Raw genomic sequence first — 16,701 nt, forward strand, 5'->3', positions numbered from 1 at the left:
CCCACCCTGACCCCGGGAGTATGCACATGTGCCGTCTGTTGGGTGTGGTCGGCGCGTCCGCCGGTCGCCTGACCGAGCTTCTCGCCACCGAACTACCCGGATTCACCGAACTCTCGGCCGAACACGGCGACGGCTGGGGCGTGGCCCACTGGCACGACGGTGAACTCCGCGTCGACAAGGAGCCGACGTCGGCCCGTACCAGCGAGGGATTCACCTCCACGCTGAGCCGGATCACCACCGACGCCGCCCTGCTGCACATCAGGCTGGCCAATCCCGGGTCACCGCTCGTCCTGGCCAACACCCACCCGTTCCGGTCCGCGACGGTCGCCTTCGCCCACAACGGTGACTTCTCCCCGGCCGACGCCGTCGACGATCTGCTCGAACCGGAGATGCGTGAAGCGGTCGCCGGTACCACCGACAGCGAACGGTTCTTCCTCCTGGTCAGGCAGTTCCTGCGCCGCACCGACCCGGTGACCGCGCTCAGTTCGGCCGCCGCCGAGGTACGGCGTCACGCCACCCGGTACAGCGGCCTCAACTGCCTGCTGCTGACCGAGCAGTCGTTGTTCGCCTACGCGGACCATGATCCGGACTCCGCTGTCAGCCGGCGTCGTGGCCCCGGGTTCTTCCCCCTCAACTACCTCGTCGAACCCGATCGCGTGGTGGTCGCCTCGACGGGTTGGGACCAGCCCACCCCGCCCTGGCACCAACTGGACCAACGGCACGTGCTCGAGGTCCGCCGCTCCGATCTGCGGGTCTCCCGACACCTGACGCGGCCCGAGCTGCCCCCGGTCGCGGCCGTGAAGAGCGGCGTCCGATGAGCACGCGCCCGGTGCCACGGTGGCCTTCCCGTTCCGCGCCGTCCGGGTCGAGGTGAGGGCGCTGGCAGAATGATCGGATGTCCGCCGAAGCCGCGCACGCCGCGGAGATCCTCACCGCGCTCGCCACTCCCGAGCGCCTCCAGGCGTTGGCCGAACTCGCCCGCCGGGGCGACGACGGGCTCACGGCCACCCAGTTGGCCCAGGCGCTGGACATCCCCGTACCGAAGGCCGGAGCGGCGCTCGCCCGGCTCCACGCGATCGGCGTGGTCACCGGCACCGGCGTCTACCGGGCCCGGCTCGACGCCCTGCGGGAGACCGCCGCCGACCTGGACCGTCAGCAGCCGATCAGCCGTCTGCTCGTGGTCTATCCGGAGCTGCGGAGCGTCTTCTCGCACGGCCGGCTGACCGCCTTTCCGCCGCCCCTGTCGCGGCGGTGGGAACTGCTGGCCGAGATGCTGGTCCGCTTCCTCGACCTCGACGGCCCGTGCGACGAGGACGAGATCAACCGGCGGCTCTCCGCCGTCACCGACGACGTGGCCGGTGCCCGGCGGATGCTGGTCGACGCCGGCTGGCTGGAACGCGACCGCGCCGGCACCACCTACGGCACGTCGCGCACGCTACCCGCGCGCGAGTCGTCCGCCTGATCAAGCCAGGACACAGACGTGCGGCCGGGACGGTGCTGTCCCGGCCGCACTGTGCGGATCAGATGTTGGAGATGCGGAACACGGTCGCGGCGGTGTCACCGCGCGCCGCGCGGTCTCCGGCGGCCGCCGACTCCTCCGGGGTCGCCCCACGGGCCATGGCCCTGGCCACGGCCGCGTCGCGCTGCTCTTCGATCTTCCGCCTACGCCGCTGGGTGAACCTGCTCCAGATAGACATACAGAAGATCTTCCCGATCGCCGACGGACCAAACCGGATCACGGGCGATCATCGGATCACCCGTGAACCGTCGATGTCCGGACGGGTCAGGGCACCGCCACCACCGCGTCGGTACCCGGCATCCGGGTCACGCTGGGCAGTTGCGGCACCGCCTGCGCCGAACGGCTGCTCACGCCGCCGGTCGGGCAGATCGCGGTGAGCACGAACGTCTGCCAGGCGATGTCGACCGGATGCGCGTCAGGCAGCCCGATCTGGTAGTGGCTGAGGTTGATCCCGGAGGACGCCTGGCGCACACCGTCCCGGCTGTGCAGTGAGTACGTCAGGTGACCGATGACCGCGCCGTCGTGACCCCAGACCTCGCCGCACGGGGTGGAGAGCGAATAGATGCCCAGACCGTAGCCACCGGCCTCCGGCACTCCCGGCACCATCGGCACTCGGGTGAGCATCTGGTCGAGGGTGGCCGGACGGAGCAGATCACCACGGAGCAGCGCCCGGAAGAAGGTGTTCAGGTCCGCCGTGGTGGAGATCATCTCACCTGCCGCGCCGGCCCAGCTCATGTTGAACTCGCTCACGTCGCGAGCGCCGAAGGGGGCGAAGTAGGCGCCACCGTGCGGACCGCGGATCGTCGGATCGGTGCCCGGGAAGGACGTGCCGGTCAGCTTCAGCGGTCGGAGGATCCGCCGCTGCACCTCGGTCGCCGTACTGCTGCCGGTGACCGCTTCGATCAGCATTCCGGCCAGGACGTAGTTGGTGTTCGAGTAGCTGAATCCCGCGCCCGGGGCATTGGTCGGCGGCATGGCCAGACCCATGGCGACCAGCTCGGCCGGAGCGTACGTGGTGACCTGCATCCGGTTGATCGCCGCGTACGAGTCGATCATCGCGTTGGTGTAGTTGCCGATGCCGCTGGTGTGGTTCAGCAGCATCCGGACGGTGACCTGGGCGCCGGTCTCGCCCGGTACGACGTCGGGCAGCCGCTGCCCGATCGGGTCGTCCAGACCCAGTCGGCCCTCGTCGACGAGCTGGAGCACGGTGGTGGCGACGAACGTCTTGGTGATGCTGCCGATGCGGTGACGCATCTGCGGCTGCATCGGTCGTGGCTTGGTCAGGAACGCCTGGCCGGCGGCGCCCTGCCAGTCGTGTCGGCCGTCGCGCACGGCGGCCAGCGCGCCGGGCACACCGGCCTCGGGCACCGCCGCGAGCGCGGCGCGCAGCCCGGTGCGGTCCAGCTTTCCGGCGGACGCGCCGGGCTGCGCCACGGCGGAGGCGGGTACGACAGCGATCGTGGCGACCAGCGTGAGGCTGGTGGCCACCACCTTGAGTGTCCGAAGAGTGCGAGACATGGAAATAGCATCGATGTGTCCTGGTCGGAGTGCATCGTGCTCAGGCGCGAGATTCGACTCCCACTGCGGAGTGAGCCGCATTCGACCAGCGGCCTACCGCAGCACCACCGCCGCAGGTCTCGCGCATGACCCGGCACCCCGCCGGTACAGATGTCCCTGGACGCCGGGCGGTCGTCCCTGCCCTCCGGGACGTCCCGCCCACCAGCCTCGGAACGGTCAGGTTCGATGCGGCCCGGCCCGTCCGGTCCCGGTCTTGGGAGGAACACGTGGTGACGACAGCGGCGAAGGGGTCGGGCAGACCGCCCGGCCGACACGGCAGGCCCCCGGGACGCCGGGGCACCCTCGGACGGTGGTGTGCCGTCGGGATCGCGGCGATGCTGACCGTGACCATGCACCAGACTCCGGCGCGGGCGGTCGAGCAGGTGCCGTTCGACGAGCACACCGTGCACGGTGCGCTCTTCGCTGCCGTGGTGCAGCTCCACGACAACGGTGCCGCCGGGCTCACCGACGCCCTGCTCACCGCCGAACTGCTGGACTGGCGTACGGCGAACCCGAACGCCGACGCCGCCCAGGTGGCGGCACACGCCAACGGCACCCGCGCGGCCGTCGCCACGGTGGCGCCCGACGGCAGCGGGGAGGAGCGGTCCCGCTTCGCCCTGGCGATGGCCCTGCTCGCGCGGCTGGGGGAGACCCCGAGCAGCGGCGCGGTGCTCACCGGCCCGACGGTGCGGACCTTCCTGGACAGCACCGTCGGCGCCGAGGGCGCCAACGTCGTACCGGACATGCTGAACCTGGTCCGGGGCGGCTACCAGGACGCCGCGTGGAACGCGAAGTCCCGCGACGTCGTCCGCGAGACCTGGATGGAGCTGCACCGACGGGCGAAGGTGGACGACCCGCTGACCGTCGGGTGGGACGCCGCGTTCACCGGCCGCACCAAGACGGCGGTCCGCACCCCGGTGGACACGTTGCTGGCCACCCGCATCCACGAACCGCGTCCGGACGGCAACGCCGGCACGCTCGGCCACTACGTGCCGCTGACCGCCATCCGGGACGAGCGCGACGACCCGGCCGCCTTCCGCGCGCTGGTGCAGGACCGTGCCTACGCGGCGCTGGCCGTGCTGGACGCGGGCGGACGCGCCCGGGCCGACGAGGTGGTGGCCAGGGCGGCGACCTACCCGCTCAACGGCGACCCGAAGCCGACCGCGGCGGTCATCGACGAGGAGAAGCGCAAGACCGCCGAGAACAAGACGATCTTCGAGGGGCTCGGCTCCACGGTCAGCGTGCTCTCCACCGTGATGGGTTTCCACGACAAGAAGTTCGGCAAGCAACTGGAGACCATCGGCAAGGCGATCGTCACCTCGGTCACCGCCATCAACACCTACATGACCACCGTGCTCGGCCAGGGGCTGAGCACCGCCGCCGTCGCCATGGGCACCGCGGTGCTCACCGGTAACCTGCTCGGCGCGGCGGTGAGCCTGATCGGTCTGTTCGCCGGCGGCGGCGACCCGAACGCCGCCGTGCAGGCCGAGATCGGCAAGCTCCGGGACCAGATCAACCGCCTGGCCCAGGGCATGGACCGGCGCTTCGACCGGATCGAGGCGGCGCTCGGCGAGATGTACGCCAACCTGGTCGCCCAGCTCGACGCACTGACCCGGTCGCTGGACCAGGTCCACGCCAACCTCGGCCGGATCGCCACCCAGTTGCAGACCATCGAACGCAAGGTCGACGCGATGGCCCTTGCCACCCACGTGGCGTTGCAGAACATCGCCCGTGACCCGCTGAACACGGTCATCACCACCTACGTGCACCACAAGGAGATCACCGGGGAACCGATCCCGGACTACATCAACACGTACTTCCCGAAGGCCGAGTCGCCGACGTTCGAGTTCGCCACGCTGCGCGCCGCCGCCGAGGGCACCTTCACCGTCCCGGCCGGGACGAGCACCGCCGATCCGGTCTCGCAGCTCGACCTCTTCCTGCCCGAGGGTTCGATCAACTACCTGACCCAGTGGGCCGGTCAGCGGGTCGGCGGCGCCTGGACCACCGGACCGGTGGCCAACGCCGCCGCCTGGAAGACCGCCGCCCGCACCTACAACATCCTGCAACTGCAGAACCCGCAGTACGCCAGGCGCATCGACACCGGGCGGGCCGAGGCGGTGGCGCTGGCCGGTGACGAGATCAACGAGCGGGTCCGGCAGTTCAGCAAGCCGACCGACGACGGATCCACCAACGCTCTGTTCACCGCGCTGGTCGACGACTACCGCACCGCCATGAACGGCTGGCGGGACCAGGTCGACAACGTCCGCCGCGCGGTGCTCTGGAACGGTAGCGACGTGATCCCCGAGTACGACATGTGGGGCAGCCCGGACCAGCAGATCGCCGCCGGGAACCGGATCGGCGAGACCGGCTCGATCGGCCCCTGCACCGGGACTCTCGGCAACCGCGCCGTCCCGGCGACCCTGCGGCACAACACCCTGCCGAACCCGTTCCAGTTGGCCGCCCACGGCCTGCCGCCGGCCCACCGGCCCTCCTTCACGAGCTGCTACGAGGCGCAGTTCGTCAACGTGGTGGAGAACCCGGGGCCCCGCTTCCACACCACCAGCGGCGACCTGCAGATCACCGTACGGTCCCGGGTGAAGTGGGCCGGCGGGGACTGGCAGCAGGTCCGTAGTGCCACCCGGGTCTTCCCGATCGGCGTCTACTGTTCCTGGAGCGTCCGCTCCGAGATTCCCGACGGCTACTGCTACGACGAGCGCAAGTTCCTCGACGAGCGGTGGAACACCACCTATCGGACGGCCTTCGAGTCCGCCGCGATCCCGGCGGTGGACGCCCAGACGGCGACCGCCCGGGCCAAGGCCGCCAGCATGCTCGCCGGCCGGCAGAAGTACTTCTACCGGGTCATGCTGGCTGGCTCCGGCACCGCCGCGCCGGACCCCGGCACCTGGGACTCGGCGAAGGCGCTGTGGCAGCAGGGCAAGAAGGTCTCCAACGCGCTGCGGCTGCTCCAGGCGTACACCGAGCTGGGTTGGGGCACTGCCCTGGAGTCCGACGACGGCCTGCGCGGGCTGCTCTTCGGCAGCCACGGCCTGCCGGCCGACTGGGCCCGGCCCCGCAGCGACGCCGACCAGTCCGCCAACCGGCACCTGCACAACGCGATGGCGCAGGCGCTGGCGAACTACGCCGGCTGCACGCAGCACGACGGCTGGGACCCGTGCGGCGGCGACCAGTCCGGGTTCAACCCCCTGGCCAACCAGGGCCAGTACGGTGCCGGCTGCCCGCAGGCCACGAGCGGCGCACCCCGTGACCCGCTCAGCGCCTGCCTGTTCGGCGCCGCCGAGCTGCGGGCCAACCAGCTCGCCGCCCGGTACGCCCACTGGTCCGGGCGGGTGAAGGCCAAGGCGCACGTCGAAGGGCTGCCGGACGTCACCGCGACGGCCGACATGACCCGTGCGGCCAGTCGGGCGATCCGGTTGGGCTGACCGGACGGGCCACGATCCCGCCGACCCGGGACATCCGCCCCGGGTCGGCGGGACACCCACCGGGTGACGATGGGCAGGTCGGACCTTCGCCGACGAACGCGACACCCGCGACGGTGCCACCGTGGACCCCGCGCGTGTCTACGCTTCGCGTGATCCTGAGGAGACCACCATGACCCTGCCCACTCGTGAACCGGACCGTGCCTCCGCCGACACCGACCCGCGCATCGTGCTGGTGGCCGGCGACGACACCTTCTGCCACGTCTACCGCAACCTCGCCGAACTGCTCGACGAGCAGAGGCACTACGACAAGCTCGACGGCCCGGTGGAGTTCTTCGACCCGACCGGCCGGCAGTTGATCCCGGCCTTCTCGCAGGACTGGCAGCTGGTGGAACTGCACCCGTCGCACCGCCCGGCCGCGCCGGAGGTCCTGCGCGAACGCTTCAAGGCGGTGCTGGCGCACGTCGAGCAGTTCGTCCGGGAACGCCCGCAGGTGCTCGGCGACCACCGGATCGACGTCGAGGAGGTGCTCTCCGACCTGCCCGACTGCGACGCTCCGAACTTCACCGACGTCGTCGACGCGTTGCCGTGGCACTCACACGGCCATCGGGGCAACCTGCTGCACAATGCCATGCACGCGGCGGGCTGGGCTCGCTGACCCGACCCCTTTCCGACCCGTCCCGGAGGCTCCTTTGTCGCCGACCCCGCCACCAGTGACCGTCCGCCGTCGGGCCCTGGCGGTGGCGGGGACGGCCGTCGCGCTGCTCGTGGTCATCGGCCACCTGTGGAGCCGGGACGCCGCCGCCCAGGGCCCGGTCGCGGTGACCGCCAGCATGGCCGCCGCGTTCACCGCGCTCGGCACGCTGGTGCTCGCCGGTGTGCCGGGCCATCCGGTCGGGCGGCTGATGACCGCGGCCGGACTCACCGCCGCCGTCGCCGCCCTGTCGCTGAGCTGGTCCGGGATAACTCCGGTCGCCTGGGTGGGGCAGTGGCTCTGGTGGCCGCCGTACGGACTGGTCATCCTCGCCCTGCTGGTCTTCCCCGACGGCCGGCTGCCGGGACGGCGGTGGCGTCTGGTCGCGTACCTGATCGTCGTCACCACCGTCGTGGCCACCGTGGCGTTGGCGGTTGCCGCGCTCAGCGACCCCCGTCGGCTGCTGCTCTCGGCCGAGCCGGCCGCCACCGCCCAGGCCCGTACGCTGGTGCAGATCGCGCTGCTGGCGATCGGCGTCGAGGTGCTGGCGCTGCTGGCGGTGCTGGTCGCGCTGGCCGGTCGCTGGCGGCGTGCCACCGGCGAGACCCGCCAGCAGTTGGCCTGCCTGCTCGCCGCCGCGGTGTTGTTCCTGCTCGGACTGGTGCTCGACGCGCTCAACCTCTCCGGCGCCTGGGTGCTCATGGTGATCGCCATTCCCGGGGCGATGACCCTCGCCGTGCTGCGCTACCGGCTCTACGGCCTGGAACAGGTGATCAACCGCACGCTGGTCTGGCTGGTGATGAGCCTGCTGCTGATCGTGGCCTTCGTCTCCACCGTGAGCCTGCTGCGCGACCTGGTGCTGCGCGGCGACACCTCGAACGCCTCGCTGGTGACCACCGGGCTGATCGCGGTGACCTTCGAACCGTTGCGGCACCGGGTGCAGCGCGGCGTCAACCGCCTGCTCTACGGGGAGCGCGACGAGCCGTACGCGGTCCTGGCCCGCCTCGGGGACCTGCTGGAGAGGACCGTCGAGCCGCAGGCCGTGCTGCCGCTGCTCACCCGGACCGTCGCCGGCTCCCTCCAGGTGCCCTACGTCGCGGTCGAGCTGACCGCCGACCACGACCCGGATCGGCCCCAGAAGGTGCACGCCGAACACGGCCGGCCCACCGGTTCGGTGGAACGGTTCGACATGGTCACCCACGGCGAGCGCGTCGGCTCGCTGGTGGTGGCACACCGTACCCCCGGGACCCGCTTCACCTCCGTCGAGCGACGCCTGCTCAGCGACGTCGCCCTGCACGCCTCGGTGGCGGCGGCGACCGCGCGCCTGATCCGGGACCTGAGGGCCTCTCGCGAGCGACTGGTCACCGCACGGGAGGAGGAGCGCCGCCGGCTGCGTCGCGACCTGCACGACGGGCTCGGTCCCACCTTCGCCGGCATGTCCATGCAGGTACGGGCCGCCCGCAAGCTCGCCACCGACCGGCAGCGACTGGTCGGCATCCTCGACGGGCTCGCCGAGGACCTCCGGACCTGCACCGCGGAGGTACGCCAACTGGTCGACCAGTTACGCCCACCCGCCCTGGACCGTGGGCTGGAATCGGCCCTACGGGCGGAGTGCCAGCGTTTCGACGGCCCCGGCCTGTCGGTGCGCCTGCGGGTGGAGGACGAACTGGACCGGTTGCCCGCCGCCGTGGAGGTGGCGGCGTACCGCATCGTCGGTGAGGCACTGGCCAACGTGGCCCGGCACGCCCAGGCCACCACCTGCGACGTGGTGGTACGCCGGGGTCGCGCCCTGGTCGTCGAGGTGGGCGACGACGGTGTCGGTGTCCGCGCCCGACGCCCGGGCGGCGTCGGTCTGGACTCCATGCGCGAACGCGCCGCCGAACTGGGCGGCGAGTGCGACCTGGTGGACCGCGCACCGCAGGGCACCCTGGTACGGGTACGCCTGCCGTTCCAGCCGGTCGCGTCGGCCCCCGTTCCGGTGGACGGACCCGGCTGACACCATGAGCCGGGCCGGTCGAGGCGGTCGGGCCGGAAGTGGGGCGAGAGAGATGTCCGGACAGGGTCGGGTGCTGATCGTGGACGACCATCCGGTGGTCCGCCGTGGACTGCGGATCATGCTGGAGGGGGAGGGCTGGGTCAGCGCGGTGCTGGAGGCCGCCACCTGCGCCGAGGCGATCCGGCTGGTGATGACCGAGCCGGTCGACGTGGTCGCCATGGACGTCGGTCTGCCCGACGGCGACGGCGTCGAGGCCACTCGCCGGATCGTGCGGGACCGTCCGGCGACGGCCGTGCTCATGCTCACCATGGCCGACGACGACGAGGTGGTGAGCCGGTCGCTGCACGCGGGCGCCCGGGGCTACCTGCTCAAGGACACCGACCCGGACGTGATCGTCGACGCGCTGCGCACCGTGGCCGGCGGTGGACTCGTGCTCGGCCCCCGGGTCGGCCCTCGGGTGCTGGCCGACCTGCAGCGCCGGCCGGTGGAACTGCCCGCACCGTTCAACCAGCTCACCCCGCGCGAACGGGACATCCTGCGGTACCTGTCGGCCGGCGAGACCAACGCCCGTATCGCCCGCCGGGTCGGGTTGAGCGAGAAGACGGTCCGCAACCAGCTCTCCGCGGTCTTCGCCAAGCTAGGGGTCTCCGATCGGGTCCAGGCGGCTCTCCTCGCCCGCGACGTCGGTCTCTGAGAGCCGTCTTCGGCGGCGGACGAGACCCGACCGAAGTTACTCAACCAATTGGTTGACAATCATCGGGGCGTACTGCGATGCTCAACCGCGTAGTTGAAATAGCAGTTCAACATGCTTGTCGACGTTGCCGCGAAGGAGAGCACCACCATGACCGCCAGCACCCGTGAGACCCGGATCGTGGCCGACCCCACGGTCCCTCAGGTGATCATCACCCGCGAGTTCGACGCCCCGCCGGACGCGGTGTTCCGGGCGCACACCGATCCCGAGTTGTTCGCGCGCTGGATCGGTCCGCGAGACATCGCGACCGTGATCGACACGTGGGACTGCCGGAGCGGCGGATCGTACCGCTACGTCCAGCAGACCGAGGGGTTCGAGGGTGGGTTCCGGGGCTGCTTCCACGAGGTGCGGCCGGGTGAGCTGATCGTCCAGACCTTCACCTTCGAGGGGATGCCCGACGGCGTCGCGCTGGAACGACTCTCCTTCGAGGACCTGGGTGGGCGCACCCGGCTGACCGCCACCTCGCTCGTCGACTCGTTCGAGGATCGGGACGCGTTCCTGGCCTCGGGTATGGAGGTCGGGGTTCGTGAGGGCTACGAGCAGCTCGACGGTCTGCTGGTCGAACGGGTCGCATGATGCGTGAGACCGATGTGGCGGAAGCCGTCGGACCGCCGGGCATCGCCGTGCGACGGCGGCCGACATGAGCGCGGACACGTTGTCGCCCGTCTTCTCGGCCCTGGCCGACCCGACCCGCAGGCGGATCGTGGCCCGGCTCGCCGCCGGGGACGCCACGCTGACCGAGCTGGCCGAGCCGTTCGACATGAGCCTCCAGGCCGTGGCCAAGCACCTCGCGGTGTTGGAGGAGGCCGGCGTGGTGACCCGTGGCAGGGACGGGCGTCGCCGGCCCGCCCACCTCGAAGTGGAGGTCCTGGACCTGATGGCCGGGTGGATCGAGCGGTACCGCCAGCGGGCCGAGGAGCGCTACCAGCGCCTCGACGAGGTCCTCGCCGCGATGTCGGACGCCGAGGAGGCGTCCGAGCCCGGCCGCGACGGCCACTCCGGCGTCAGCTCAGGGTGAAGGTCACGTCGTCGAGGTCGAAGGTCGTGACGCCGTTGCCGGCCGTCTCGCTGGCGAGGAAGCTGACCGTCGCGGTGCGCTCGACCGTCGCCGTCCCGCTCGACATGGCGTACTCGCGCCACTGTGCCCCACCGTCGAAGGCGAGTGAGAATCTCGTCTTCGGGGGTATCCCGGTGACCGCCAGCCCGACGTTCAGGTAGTCGCTCCGGCTGCTCTCCGTGGTCGTGGTCCGGACCCGGAAGCGGACCGTCAGGTCGCACTCGGACGGCACGGTGAGGGTGGTCCGCAGCAGATCCGACCGGGTCACGTCCAGCCCGGCGAAGGTGGCGTAGGCGCGGCCGGAGTGGGCGGGCCGCGCCGCGTCACCGAGTACGACGATGCGGGGGCCGGCCGTCCAGCCGGTGGTGCCGCGTTCGAACCCGGGGTTGGCGTGGACCTGCCCGGTGCAGGGCGCGTCGGTCGGCGGTGGATCGGCGGGGGCGCTGCCTGTGGCCAGGAACAGCAGGGCCGCGGCCGAGACGGTGGTGACGAGGGCCTTCATGTGTCCTCCCCGTGTCAAGACAGCTATATAAATCGACTTTGCTCGATGCCGTGCGGAGCGTCAAGCCCTTCCCGGATCGGCGCCGAGGTCGGTGTCCCGCTCAACCGCCCACCGCGAGATCGGCCACCTCGTCGGCGCACCCCCAGGACAGCGTGACCCCGGCTCCGCCGTGGCCGTAGGCGTGCACGAGCCGATGCCCGGAACCGATCGACCGGTCCAGCTCTACCCGGGGGCCGCCGTGGCGTGCCGGACGCAGTCCGATCCGTTCGCCGAGCACCGGGGCGTCGGCCAGTTCCGGCACGAGGGCGACGCAGCGCCGTCGGATCGCCGTCGCGGTGTCCGGGTCGGGCGCGGTGTGCCCCACGCCCGGCTGGTACGTGCCGCCGAGAACCACGTCGTGTCGGCGCGGGTGCACGTAGGTGATCCCCGCCGGGTCGTCCTCGTCGCGTACCGAGACGGTCAGGCCCGGATTCGCCACCAACACCAGGTGCCCGCGCACCGGGTACACGGCCGGGTCGGCGGCGAGCCGGCCGGCGGCCAGGCCGGTCGCGTTGACGACCGTCGGCGCGAGGTCGAACGCGTCGGCGAGCCGGTCCACCCGGCGGCGCAGCAGCCGCCCACCGTCGGCCTCCAACCGTTGCCGGAGCCAGGCCAGGTACGGCGTCATCTCCACCGTCGGAGCGGTGAACCGCAGCACTGCCGTGTACGGCGGCGTCGCCGGCTCCGCCACCAGGTCCGCGCACGCCGCCGACCACCACGGCGGCCCGGTGTCCGGGCCGCGCAGCAGCATCCGGGTCGGCCGGTCGACCACCCCCGGCACGCCGTCGGCCGCCTGGCGGCTCAACTCGATCCGGGTCCGGCGTGCCCAGTCCGACACCCGTGGGTCCTCGTCGGTGTGGCTCGGATACCAGACCGCGGCGGCCACCGCCGACACCGTGTCCGCCGGTTCGTCCGCCGCCAGCACGGCCACCCGTGCCCCGCGTCGCGCCAGGGTGACGGCCACCGTCATCCCGACGATGCCGCCGCCGACCACCACCACGTCCGCCGCTGCCGCCATCGCTCGCTCCCGTCTGTCGTGCCGCCTGTCTCGAATCGTGGCGGTGACGCCACGCTGACGTCCAAGACGACATGGGGCAGTCGGCGATAAGCGGCGCTTATGGTGGCTCCATGTCCGACGTGCCGGCCCGAGAAGCCTGGTCCGACCTGCGCCGACTGCGGTACTTCGCGGTGCTCGCCGAGGAACTGCACTTCACCCGGGCCGCCGCGCGGCTGCACGTCGCCCAACCCGCGCTCAGCCAGCAGATCCGCGCGCTGGAACGTCAGCTCGGCGTGCCGCTCGTGCGCCGCACCAGCCGGGGCTGCACGCTGACCGAGGTGGGCGCGCGGGTCGCCGACGAAGCCGCGCGGCTGCTCGCCGAGGTGGACGCGGCGACCGCCCGCATCCGGGGCCTGGCGGGCGGACGGGGCGGCCGGCTGCGCCTGGCGTACACCCGCTCGGCGCGCGGCGGCCGGGTCGACGACCTGGTGGCCCGGTTCCGGGTCGCCCACCCGCAGGTCGAGGTGGTCCCGGAGACGGCCTGGACGGCACCGAACGTGGCCGGACTGCTGGCCGGCCGGCTCGACGCGGCGTTCGTCCGCCCGCCACTCGACGAACCGGCGCTGGCCTGCCGGACCGTCGACACCGAGGAACTGCTGCTGGCGCTGCCCGCAGGGCACGCTCTCGCCGCCGGTCGCCGCCGGATCAGCCGCGCCGAGGTGGTCGACCTGCCGGCCGTGATGTGGCCCCGGGAGAACGGCCCCGGGATGTTCGACCGGACGATCGCACAGGTCTGGCCGCACGGCGGCTTCCGGCTCGTCCGGCAGGAGCCGGACGACGAGCAGCTGCTGCGGGCGGTGGCGCAGGGCGACGTGGTCGCGGCAGTCCCGGCCGGTCGCGCACGCGCACTACGGATGCGCGGGGTACGCCTGCGCCGCTTCACCGCCCCGACACCCACCGTGGACGTCGCCCTCGCCTGGCCCCGGGACAGCACGAACCCGGCCTTGCGCCGGTTTCTCGCGCTGCTCGGCCAGCCCTGAGCCCGCCGCCGTCGCCCTGCTACAGGGCCTACGGCACGCTGCAGGTGTAGAGCACCGCGGTCAGCATGCCGAGCGAGCCGGTGACCTGCGTCGACGTCCAACCGCCGGGTCCGTTCGCGACCAGTCGGAAGGTGCCGGTGCCGATGGAGAGCAGCCCGCCGGGGACGGTGACGCTGGTGGCCGTGGGACCGAGTGTCCCGCCGCCGGTGAAGCTGCCGGACAGCGACCACGTGAAGCCGCTGCGGGTCAGGCCCCCGACGGGCAGTGTCCAGGTGAAGGTCGGCGGGGTGAGCGTACCCGCGCTGCACTGCAGGTTGGTCGGTGGACTGACGGTGCCGGCCTGGAGGGTCCCCTGGCCGTACTCGGTGCCGGTCCACGCCGCCATCGTCGATCGCGGCGGCGCGAGCACCCCGACGGTGAAGGCGAGCACCAGGGCGGCCGTACCCGCGAGCCACCGGCGCCCGACCTGTGCGGTGGCTGGTCGAGCCGGCTTGCCCGGACGCCTCACGGCCGCCCCACCCGGATGCGGCGTCGGCGTACGGCGAGCACGAGCAGGAGGCCGGCGAGCAGCGCACCGGCCCCGACGGCCGACGGTGTCCGCAGGTCGGGTCCGGTGCGCGGAAGCGGGCCGACCGTGCCGCCGGCCGAGGCCCGGTCGCCGAACCCGGTCGCGGTGACGACCAGGTCCGCCGACCCGGCGGCCGTCGCGCCGGCGAGCAGGCTCGCGGTGACGAGGACCCACCGTTGCTGATCGGCGCGCATCGAGTCGATGGTGACCGGTGCCGTGGTCAACCTGGTGGCCGGACCGTCCGCGAGGACCTGTTTCTCCTGGCCGGTGGGGCAGCCGCCCTTCACCCACCGCTGCGGGCAGACGGCGGCGGTCACCTGGAGTCCGTCCGGCCTGGCGGCGAGCGGGCCGGAGGCCGACAGCGAGATGGTCACCGTGCCCGGCTGCGGCGCGTGTGCCGAGACACCCACCTGCCAGGGCACGGGTTCCTCCGGCGACATGGTGGTCATCCGCGCCTCGTCACCGATCGAGACCAGGGTGAGGTACCGGCTCCGGATGACCTCCTCGGTCGGGTCGGCGCGGGCCGGGCTCGGTGCCGCGAGCACCGCAGCGGTGACACCGGGCAGCACCGCCACGGCCAGAAGGAGGCATCGCAGGGTCGAACTCGGGTGCGCGCCCGTCTCTCGATCCGGTGTCGCCCCGTCCGGCCCCGTCCGCCGATGGCGAGCCGGTGGCCGGGGCTCGCTGCGCGGCCAGAAGGCCCAGGTCACGATCGCGGCGGTGCTGATCGTGATCGCGCTCATCGCGTACACGTTCGACACGGTGCGGACCGCGTACCCGAGCCGGGGCGCCGACCACTCGACCAGCCGTACGTGGGTCACCGCGTACGGAGCGGTGTCGTTGGAGTCGTTCGCGTCCCCGCGCAGGGTGAGCAGGCGCGTGGACCCACCCCCGTCGGCGATCTCGACCACCCGGTGGGTGATCGGTGCCAGCGGCGAACGGTCGACGGTCACGACGTCTCCCACGACGACCTCGGACGCGGGGATCTCCCGCACCACCGCCAGTGATCCGGCGGGGATGCTCGGGCTCATCGACCCGGTCTTGAACAGGATGAGCGAGATGTCGAAGAAGAACGCCAGCGGGACGAGGACGACGCACACCGTTCCGCCGACGGCGAGCAGGGTCAGCGCCAGATCGCCGACCCTCGCGAGGAGTCGACGCCGCTGACGCGCTGGTCCCACCATCCGACCGGTCCTTTACGTAGACGTGGCAGTGAATTCCCAGGTGACCGCACCGGTGGTGCCCTGGTACGCGTTGCCGGCTCCGGACTGCACACGTGCCTCGAAGCAGAACCGCAACTGTGGCGTCGCGCCGGCCGGCGCCGTGATGGCCGACGACACCGGCGACCCGGGAACCGAGGTGATGCCCAGGTAGCTGGGCCCGACGATCCATGTCGGCGTACCGGTGAAGGCGGCGGCCGCGCAGGTGGTGCTGGTGGTGGCGGTCCGCACCACGCGGTACTCCAGTACCGGCAGCAGGGCACCGGCGTTGTTGGACGAACCGGTCAGCGCCACCGTGCCGCCGACGTTCGTCGTGGCTGTCGTCCGGATGTCGAGGTAGGCGTAGAACGAGACCGAGGGGGACATCGCCGTCGCGGTGAACGCCAGCGTCGCGGCGTTCACCGCCGGGGTGTGGCTGGCCCAGGTACTCGACGCGGTCTGCGACTCGGTGCCGAAGACACTGGCCGCGAACGACCCGGTGCCGTACTCGCCGTCCGTCCACGCGGCGAGCGTGGACGTCGTGCCCAGGCCGATGACCAGGGCACCGGCGAGTACGGCACGGGTCCGGCGGAGCCGTGGTGTCCCGGCCGGCGTGCGACGGTTGACCACGGCCACCACCTACACGGATTCGGCGAGGAGCTGCCAGGTCTCCGTGACCGACGTGCCCTGCACCAGACCGGCGTCCGCCGTGACGACGAAGCACAGGAACACCGGAGCGCCGGGTGTCGTGGGCGGAGTGCCCTGGGTCAGGTTGAACGACACCGCGCCGGTCACCGAGTCGAGTGCGGTGCCCTCGGCCACGATCCAGGTCGGAGTCGTGGGTGTCGGAGCACAGTCGCCGAACGTCGGGACGGTCGCGATGCCGTAGGTGAGCCCGACGAAGGTGGGCGGTGCGGGGGTGGCCGAGGCCACCGTGACGGTCGCGTCGTACGTCGTGGCCGCGGTCAGGCGCACCGCGAACGGTGCGGCGACCACGTCGTCCGGGCTCATGTTGTCGAAGCCCGTGCTGAACGCCAACGCCGCCGCCGTGCCGGCGGTCGGGTGCTCGGCGTAGGTGGTGCCGTCCGTGCTGCCCTCCATGCTGAAGCTACCGGCGGTGAACGTGCCCGAGGCGTACTCGGAGTCGTTCCAGGCGGCGAGGGTGATCGTGGCGCCGAGGCCGAGCGCGAGCCCGCCGGCCAGGATCGCCTTGAGCTTGCGACGACCTCCTCGACTGCTCGACTCGCCCGTCGTCATCCCTGTCGGTCCAGTCAACTTGTCCTCCTCGTGCATCCCCGTTGGCGTGCTGTCACGCAGGGACACGATAAAGCTCTAATGCGGACAA

At 72.0% G+C, this 16,701-nt stretch carries 17 protein-coding genes; 9 read left to right on the forward strand and 8 right to left on the reverse strand.

The genetic code is table 11. From position 1 onward, the window contains the following. Positions 1-26 precede the first annotated feature (26 nt). Positions 27-818: a class II glutamine amidotransferase gene (locus tag HUT12_RS13745; protein ID WP_176093631.1), complete on the forward strand. Its 792-nt coding sequence runs from the start codon at positions 27-29 to the stop codon at positions 816-818. A 77-nt stretch (positions 819-895) separates the two neighbouring features. Continuing rightward, on the forward strand, positions 896-1,462 hold the full coding sequence (locus HUT12_RS13750) for a DUF2087 domain-containing protein (RefSeq protein ID WP_176093632.1): 567 nt from the start codon (positions 896-898) through the stop codon (positions 1,460-1,462). A 58-nt stretch (positions 1,463-1,520) separates the two neighbouring features. Here HUT12_RS13750 and HUT12_RS13755 read toward each other — a convergent pair whose 3' ends face one another. Together HUT12_RS13755 and HUT12_RS13760 are read right to left on the reverse strand one after the other, a co-directional pair. After that, positions 1,521-1,697: a hypothetical protein gene (locus HUT12_RS13755; RefSeq protein WP_161595041.1), complete on the reverse strand. Its 177-nt coding sequence runs from the start codon at positions 1,695-1,697 to the stop codon at positions 1,521-1,523. Between the two features lie 86 nt (positions 1,698-1,783). After that, complete coding sequence (locus HUT12_RS13760; RefSeq protein ID WP_254877052.1) at positions 1,784-3,007, reverse strand: serine hydrolase domain-containing protein; 1,224 nt, start codon at positions 3,005-3,007, stop codon at positions 1,784-1,786. 404 nt (positions 3,008-3,411) lie between these two features. Between HUT12_RS13760 and HUT12_RS13765 the strand changes: the two genes are divergently transcribed. The 6 genes from HUT12_RS13765 to HUT12_RS13790 all read left to right on the forward strand — a co-directional run bounded on the left by HUT12_RS13765 (position 3,412) and on the right by HUT12_RS13790 (position 10,972). Further along, complete coding sequence (locus HUT12_RS13765; protein WP_176093634.1) at positions 3,412-6,516, forward strand: hypothetical protein; 3,105 nt, start codon at positions 3,412-3,414, stop codon at positions 6,514-6,516. Between the two features lie 169 nt (positions 6,517-6,685). Further along, on the forward strand, positions 6,686-7,171 hold the full coding sequence (locus HUT12_RS13770; RefSeq protein ID WP_176093635.1) for a hypothetical protein: 486 nt from the start codon (positions 6,686-6,688) through the stop codon (positions 7,169-7,171). Between the two features lie 55 nt (positions 7,172-7,226). Beyond that, positions 7,227-9,203 carry a GAF domain-containing sensor histidine kinase gene (locus HUT12_RS13775; protein ID WP_254876817.1) on the forward strand — a complete coding sequence of 659 codons (1,977 nt, stop codon included), beginning with the start codon at positions 7,227-7,229 and terminating at the stop codon, positions 9,201-9,203. A gap of 52 nt (positions 9,204-9,255) precedes the next feature. Then, positions 9,256-9,897 carry a response regulator transcription factor gene (locus tag HUT12_RS13780; RefSeq protein ID WP_131054581.1) on the forward strand — a complete coding sequence of 214 codons (642 nt, stop codon included), beginning with the start codon at positions 9,256-9,258 and terminating at the stop codon, positions 9,895-9,897. A 111-nt stretch (positions 9,898-10,008) separates the two neighbouring features. Beyond that, positions 10,009-10,530, forward strand: coding sequence for an SRPBCC family protein (locus HUT12_RS13785; protein ID WP_254876818.1), 522 nt, complete (start codon positions 10,009-10,011; stop codon positions 10,528-10,530). 64 nt (positions 10,531-10,594) lie between these two features. Continuing rightward, positions 10,595-10,972 (forward strand): helix-turn-helix transcriptional regulator, encoded by a 378-nt coding sequence (locus tag HUT12_RS13790; protein ID WP_176093637.1) that lies wholly within the window; start codon positions 10,595-10,597, stop codon positions 10,970-10,972. On the opposite strand, the gene HUT12_RS13795 is transcribed toward HUT12_RS13790, so the two are convergent. Together HUT12_RS13795 and HUT12_RS13800 are read right to left on the reverse strand one after the other, a co-directional pair. Beyond that, the gene (locus HUT12_RS13795; protein ID WP_176093638.1) at positions 10,959-11,513 is read right to left on the reverse strand and encodes a hypothetical protein; all 555 of its coding nucleotides are present in this window, start codon (positions 11,511-11,513) and stop codon (positions 10,959-10,961) included. The genes HUT12_RS13790 and HUT12_RS13795 overlap by 14 nt on opposite strands. 100 nt (positions 11,514-11,613) lie before the next feature. Further along, complete coding sequence (locus HUT12_RS13800; RefSeq protein ID WP_176093639.1) at positions 11,614-12,570, reverse strand: FAD-dependent oxidoreductase; 957 nt, start codon at positions 12,568-12,570, stop codon at positions 11,614-11,616. Between the two features lie 110 nt (positions 12,571-12,680). Between HUT12_RS13800 and HUT12_RS13805 the strand changes: the two genes are divergently transcribed. Further along, positions 12,681-13,589 (forward strand): LysR family transcriptional regulator, encoded by a 909-nt coding sequence (locus HUT12_RS13805; RefSeq protein WP_217705995.1) that lies wholly within the window; start codon positions 12,681-12,683, stop codon positions 13,587-13,589. 28 nt (positions 13,590-13,617) lie between these two features. On the opposite strand, the gene HUT12_RS13810 is transcribed toward HUT12_RS13805, so the two are convergent. The 4 genes from HUT12_RS13810 to HUT12_RS13825 are packed head-to-tail and all read right to left on the reverse strand — an operon-like array spanning position 13,618 to position 16,631. Beyond that, the gene (locus HUT12_RS13810) at positions 13,618-14,097 is read right to left on the reverse strand and encodes a hypothetical protein (protein ID WP_131053317.1); all 480 of its coding nucleotides are present in this window, start codon (positions 14,095-14,097) and stop codon (positions 13,618-13,620) included. Next, positions 14,094-15,341: a signal peptidase I gene (locus tag HUT12_RS13815; protein WP_176093640.1), complete on the reverse strand. Its 1,248-nt coding sequence runs from the start codon at positions 15,339-15,341 to the stop codon at positions 14,094-14,096. Before HUT12_RS13815 ends, HUT12_RS13810 begins: the two co-directional genes overlap by 4 nt. 12 nt (positions 15,342-15,353) lie before the next feature. Then, positions 15,354-15,986, reverse strand: coding sequence for a hypothetical protein (locus HUT12_RS13820; RefSeq protein ID WP_131053315.1), 633 nt, complete (start codon positions 15,984-15,986; stop codon positions 15,354-15,356). 9 nt (positions 15,987-15,995) lie between these two features. Further along, positions 15,996-16,631, reverse strand: a complete 636-nt coding sequence (locus HUT12_RS13825) for a SipW-dependent-type signal peptide-containing protein (RefSeq protein ID WP_217705996.1) — start codon at positions 16,629-16,631, stop codon at positions 15,996-15,998. Positions 16,632-16,701 lie beyond the last annotated feature (70 nt).

Origin of the sequence: Verrucosispora sp. NA02020, from assembly GCF_013364215.1 — a bacterium.
Taxonomy (GTDB): domain Bacteria; phylum Actinomycetota; class Actinomycetes; order Mycobacteriales; family Micromonosporaceae; genus Micromonospora.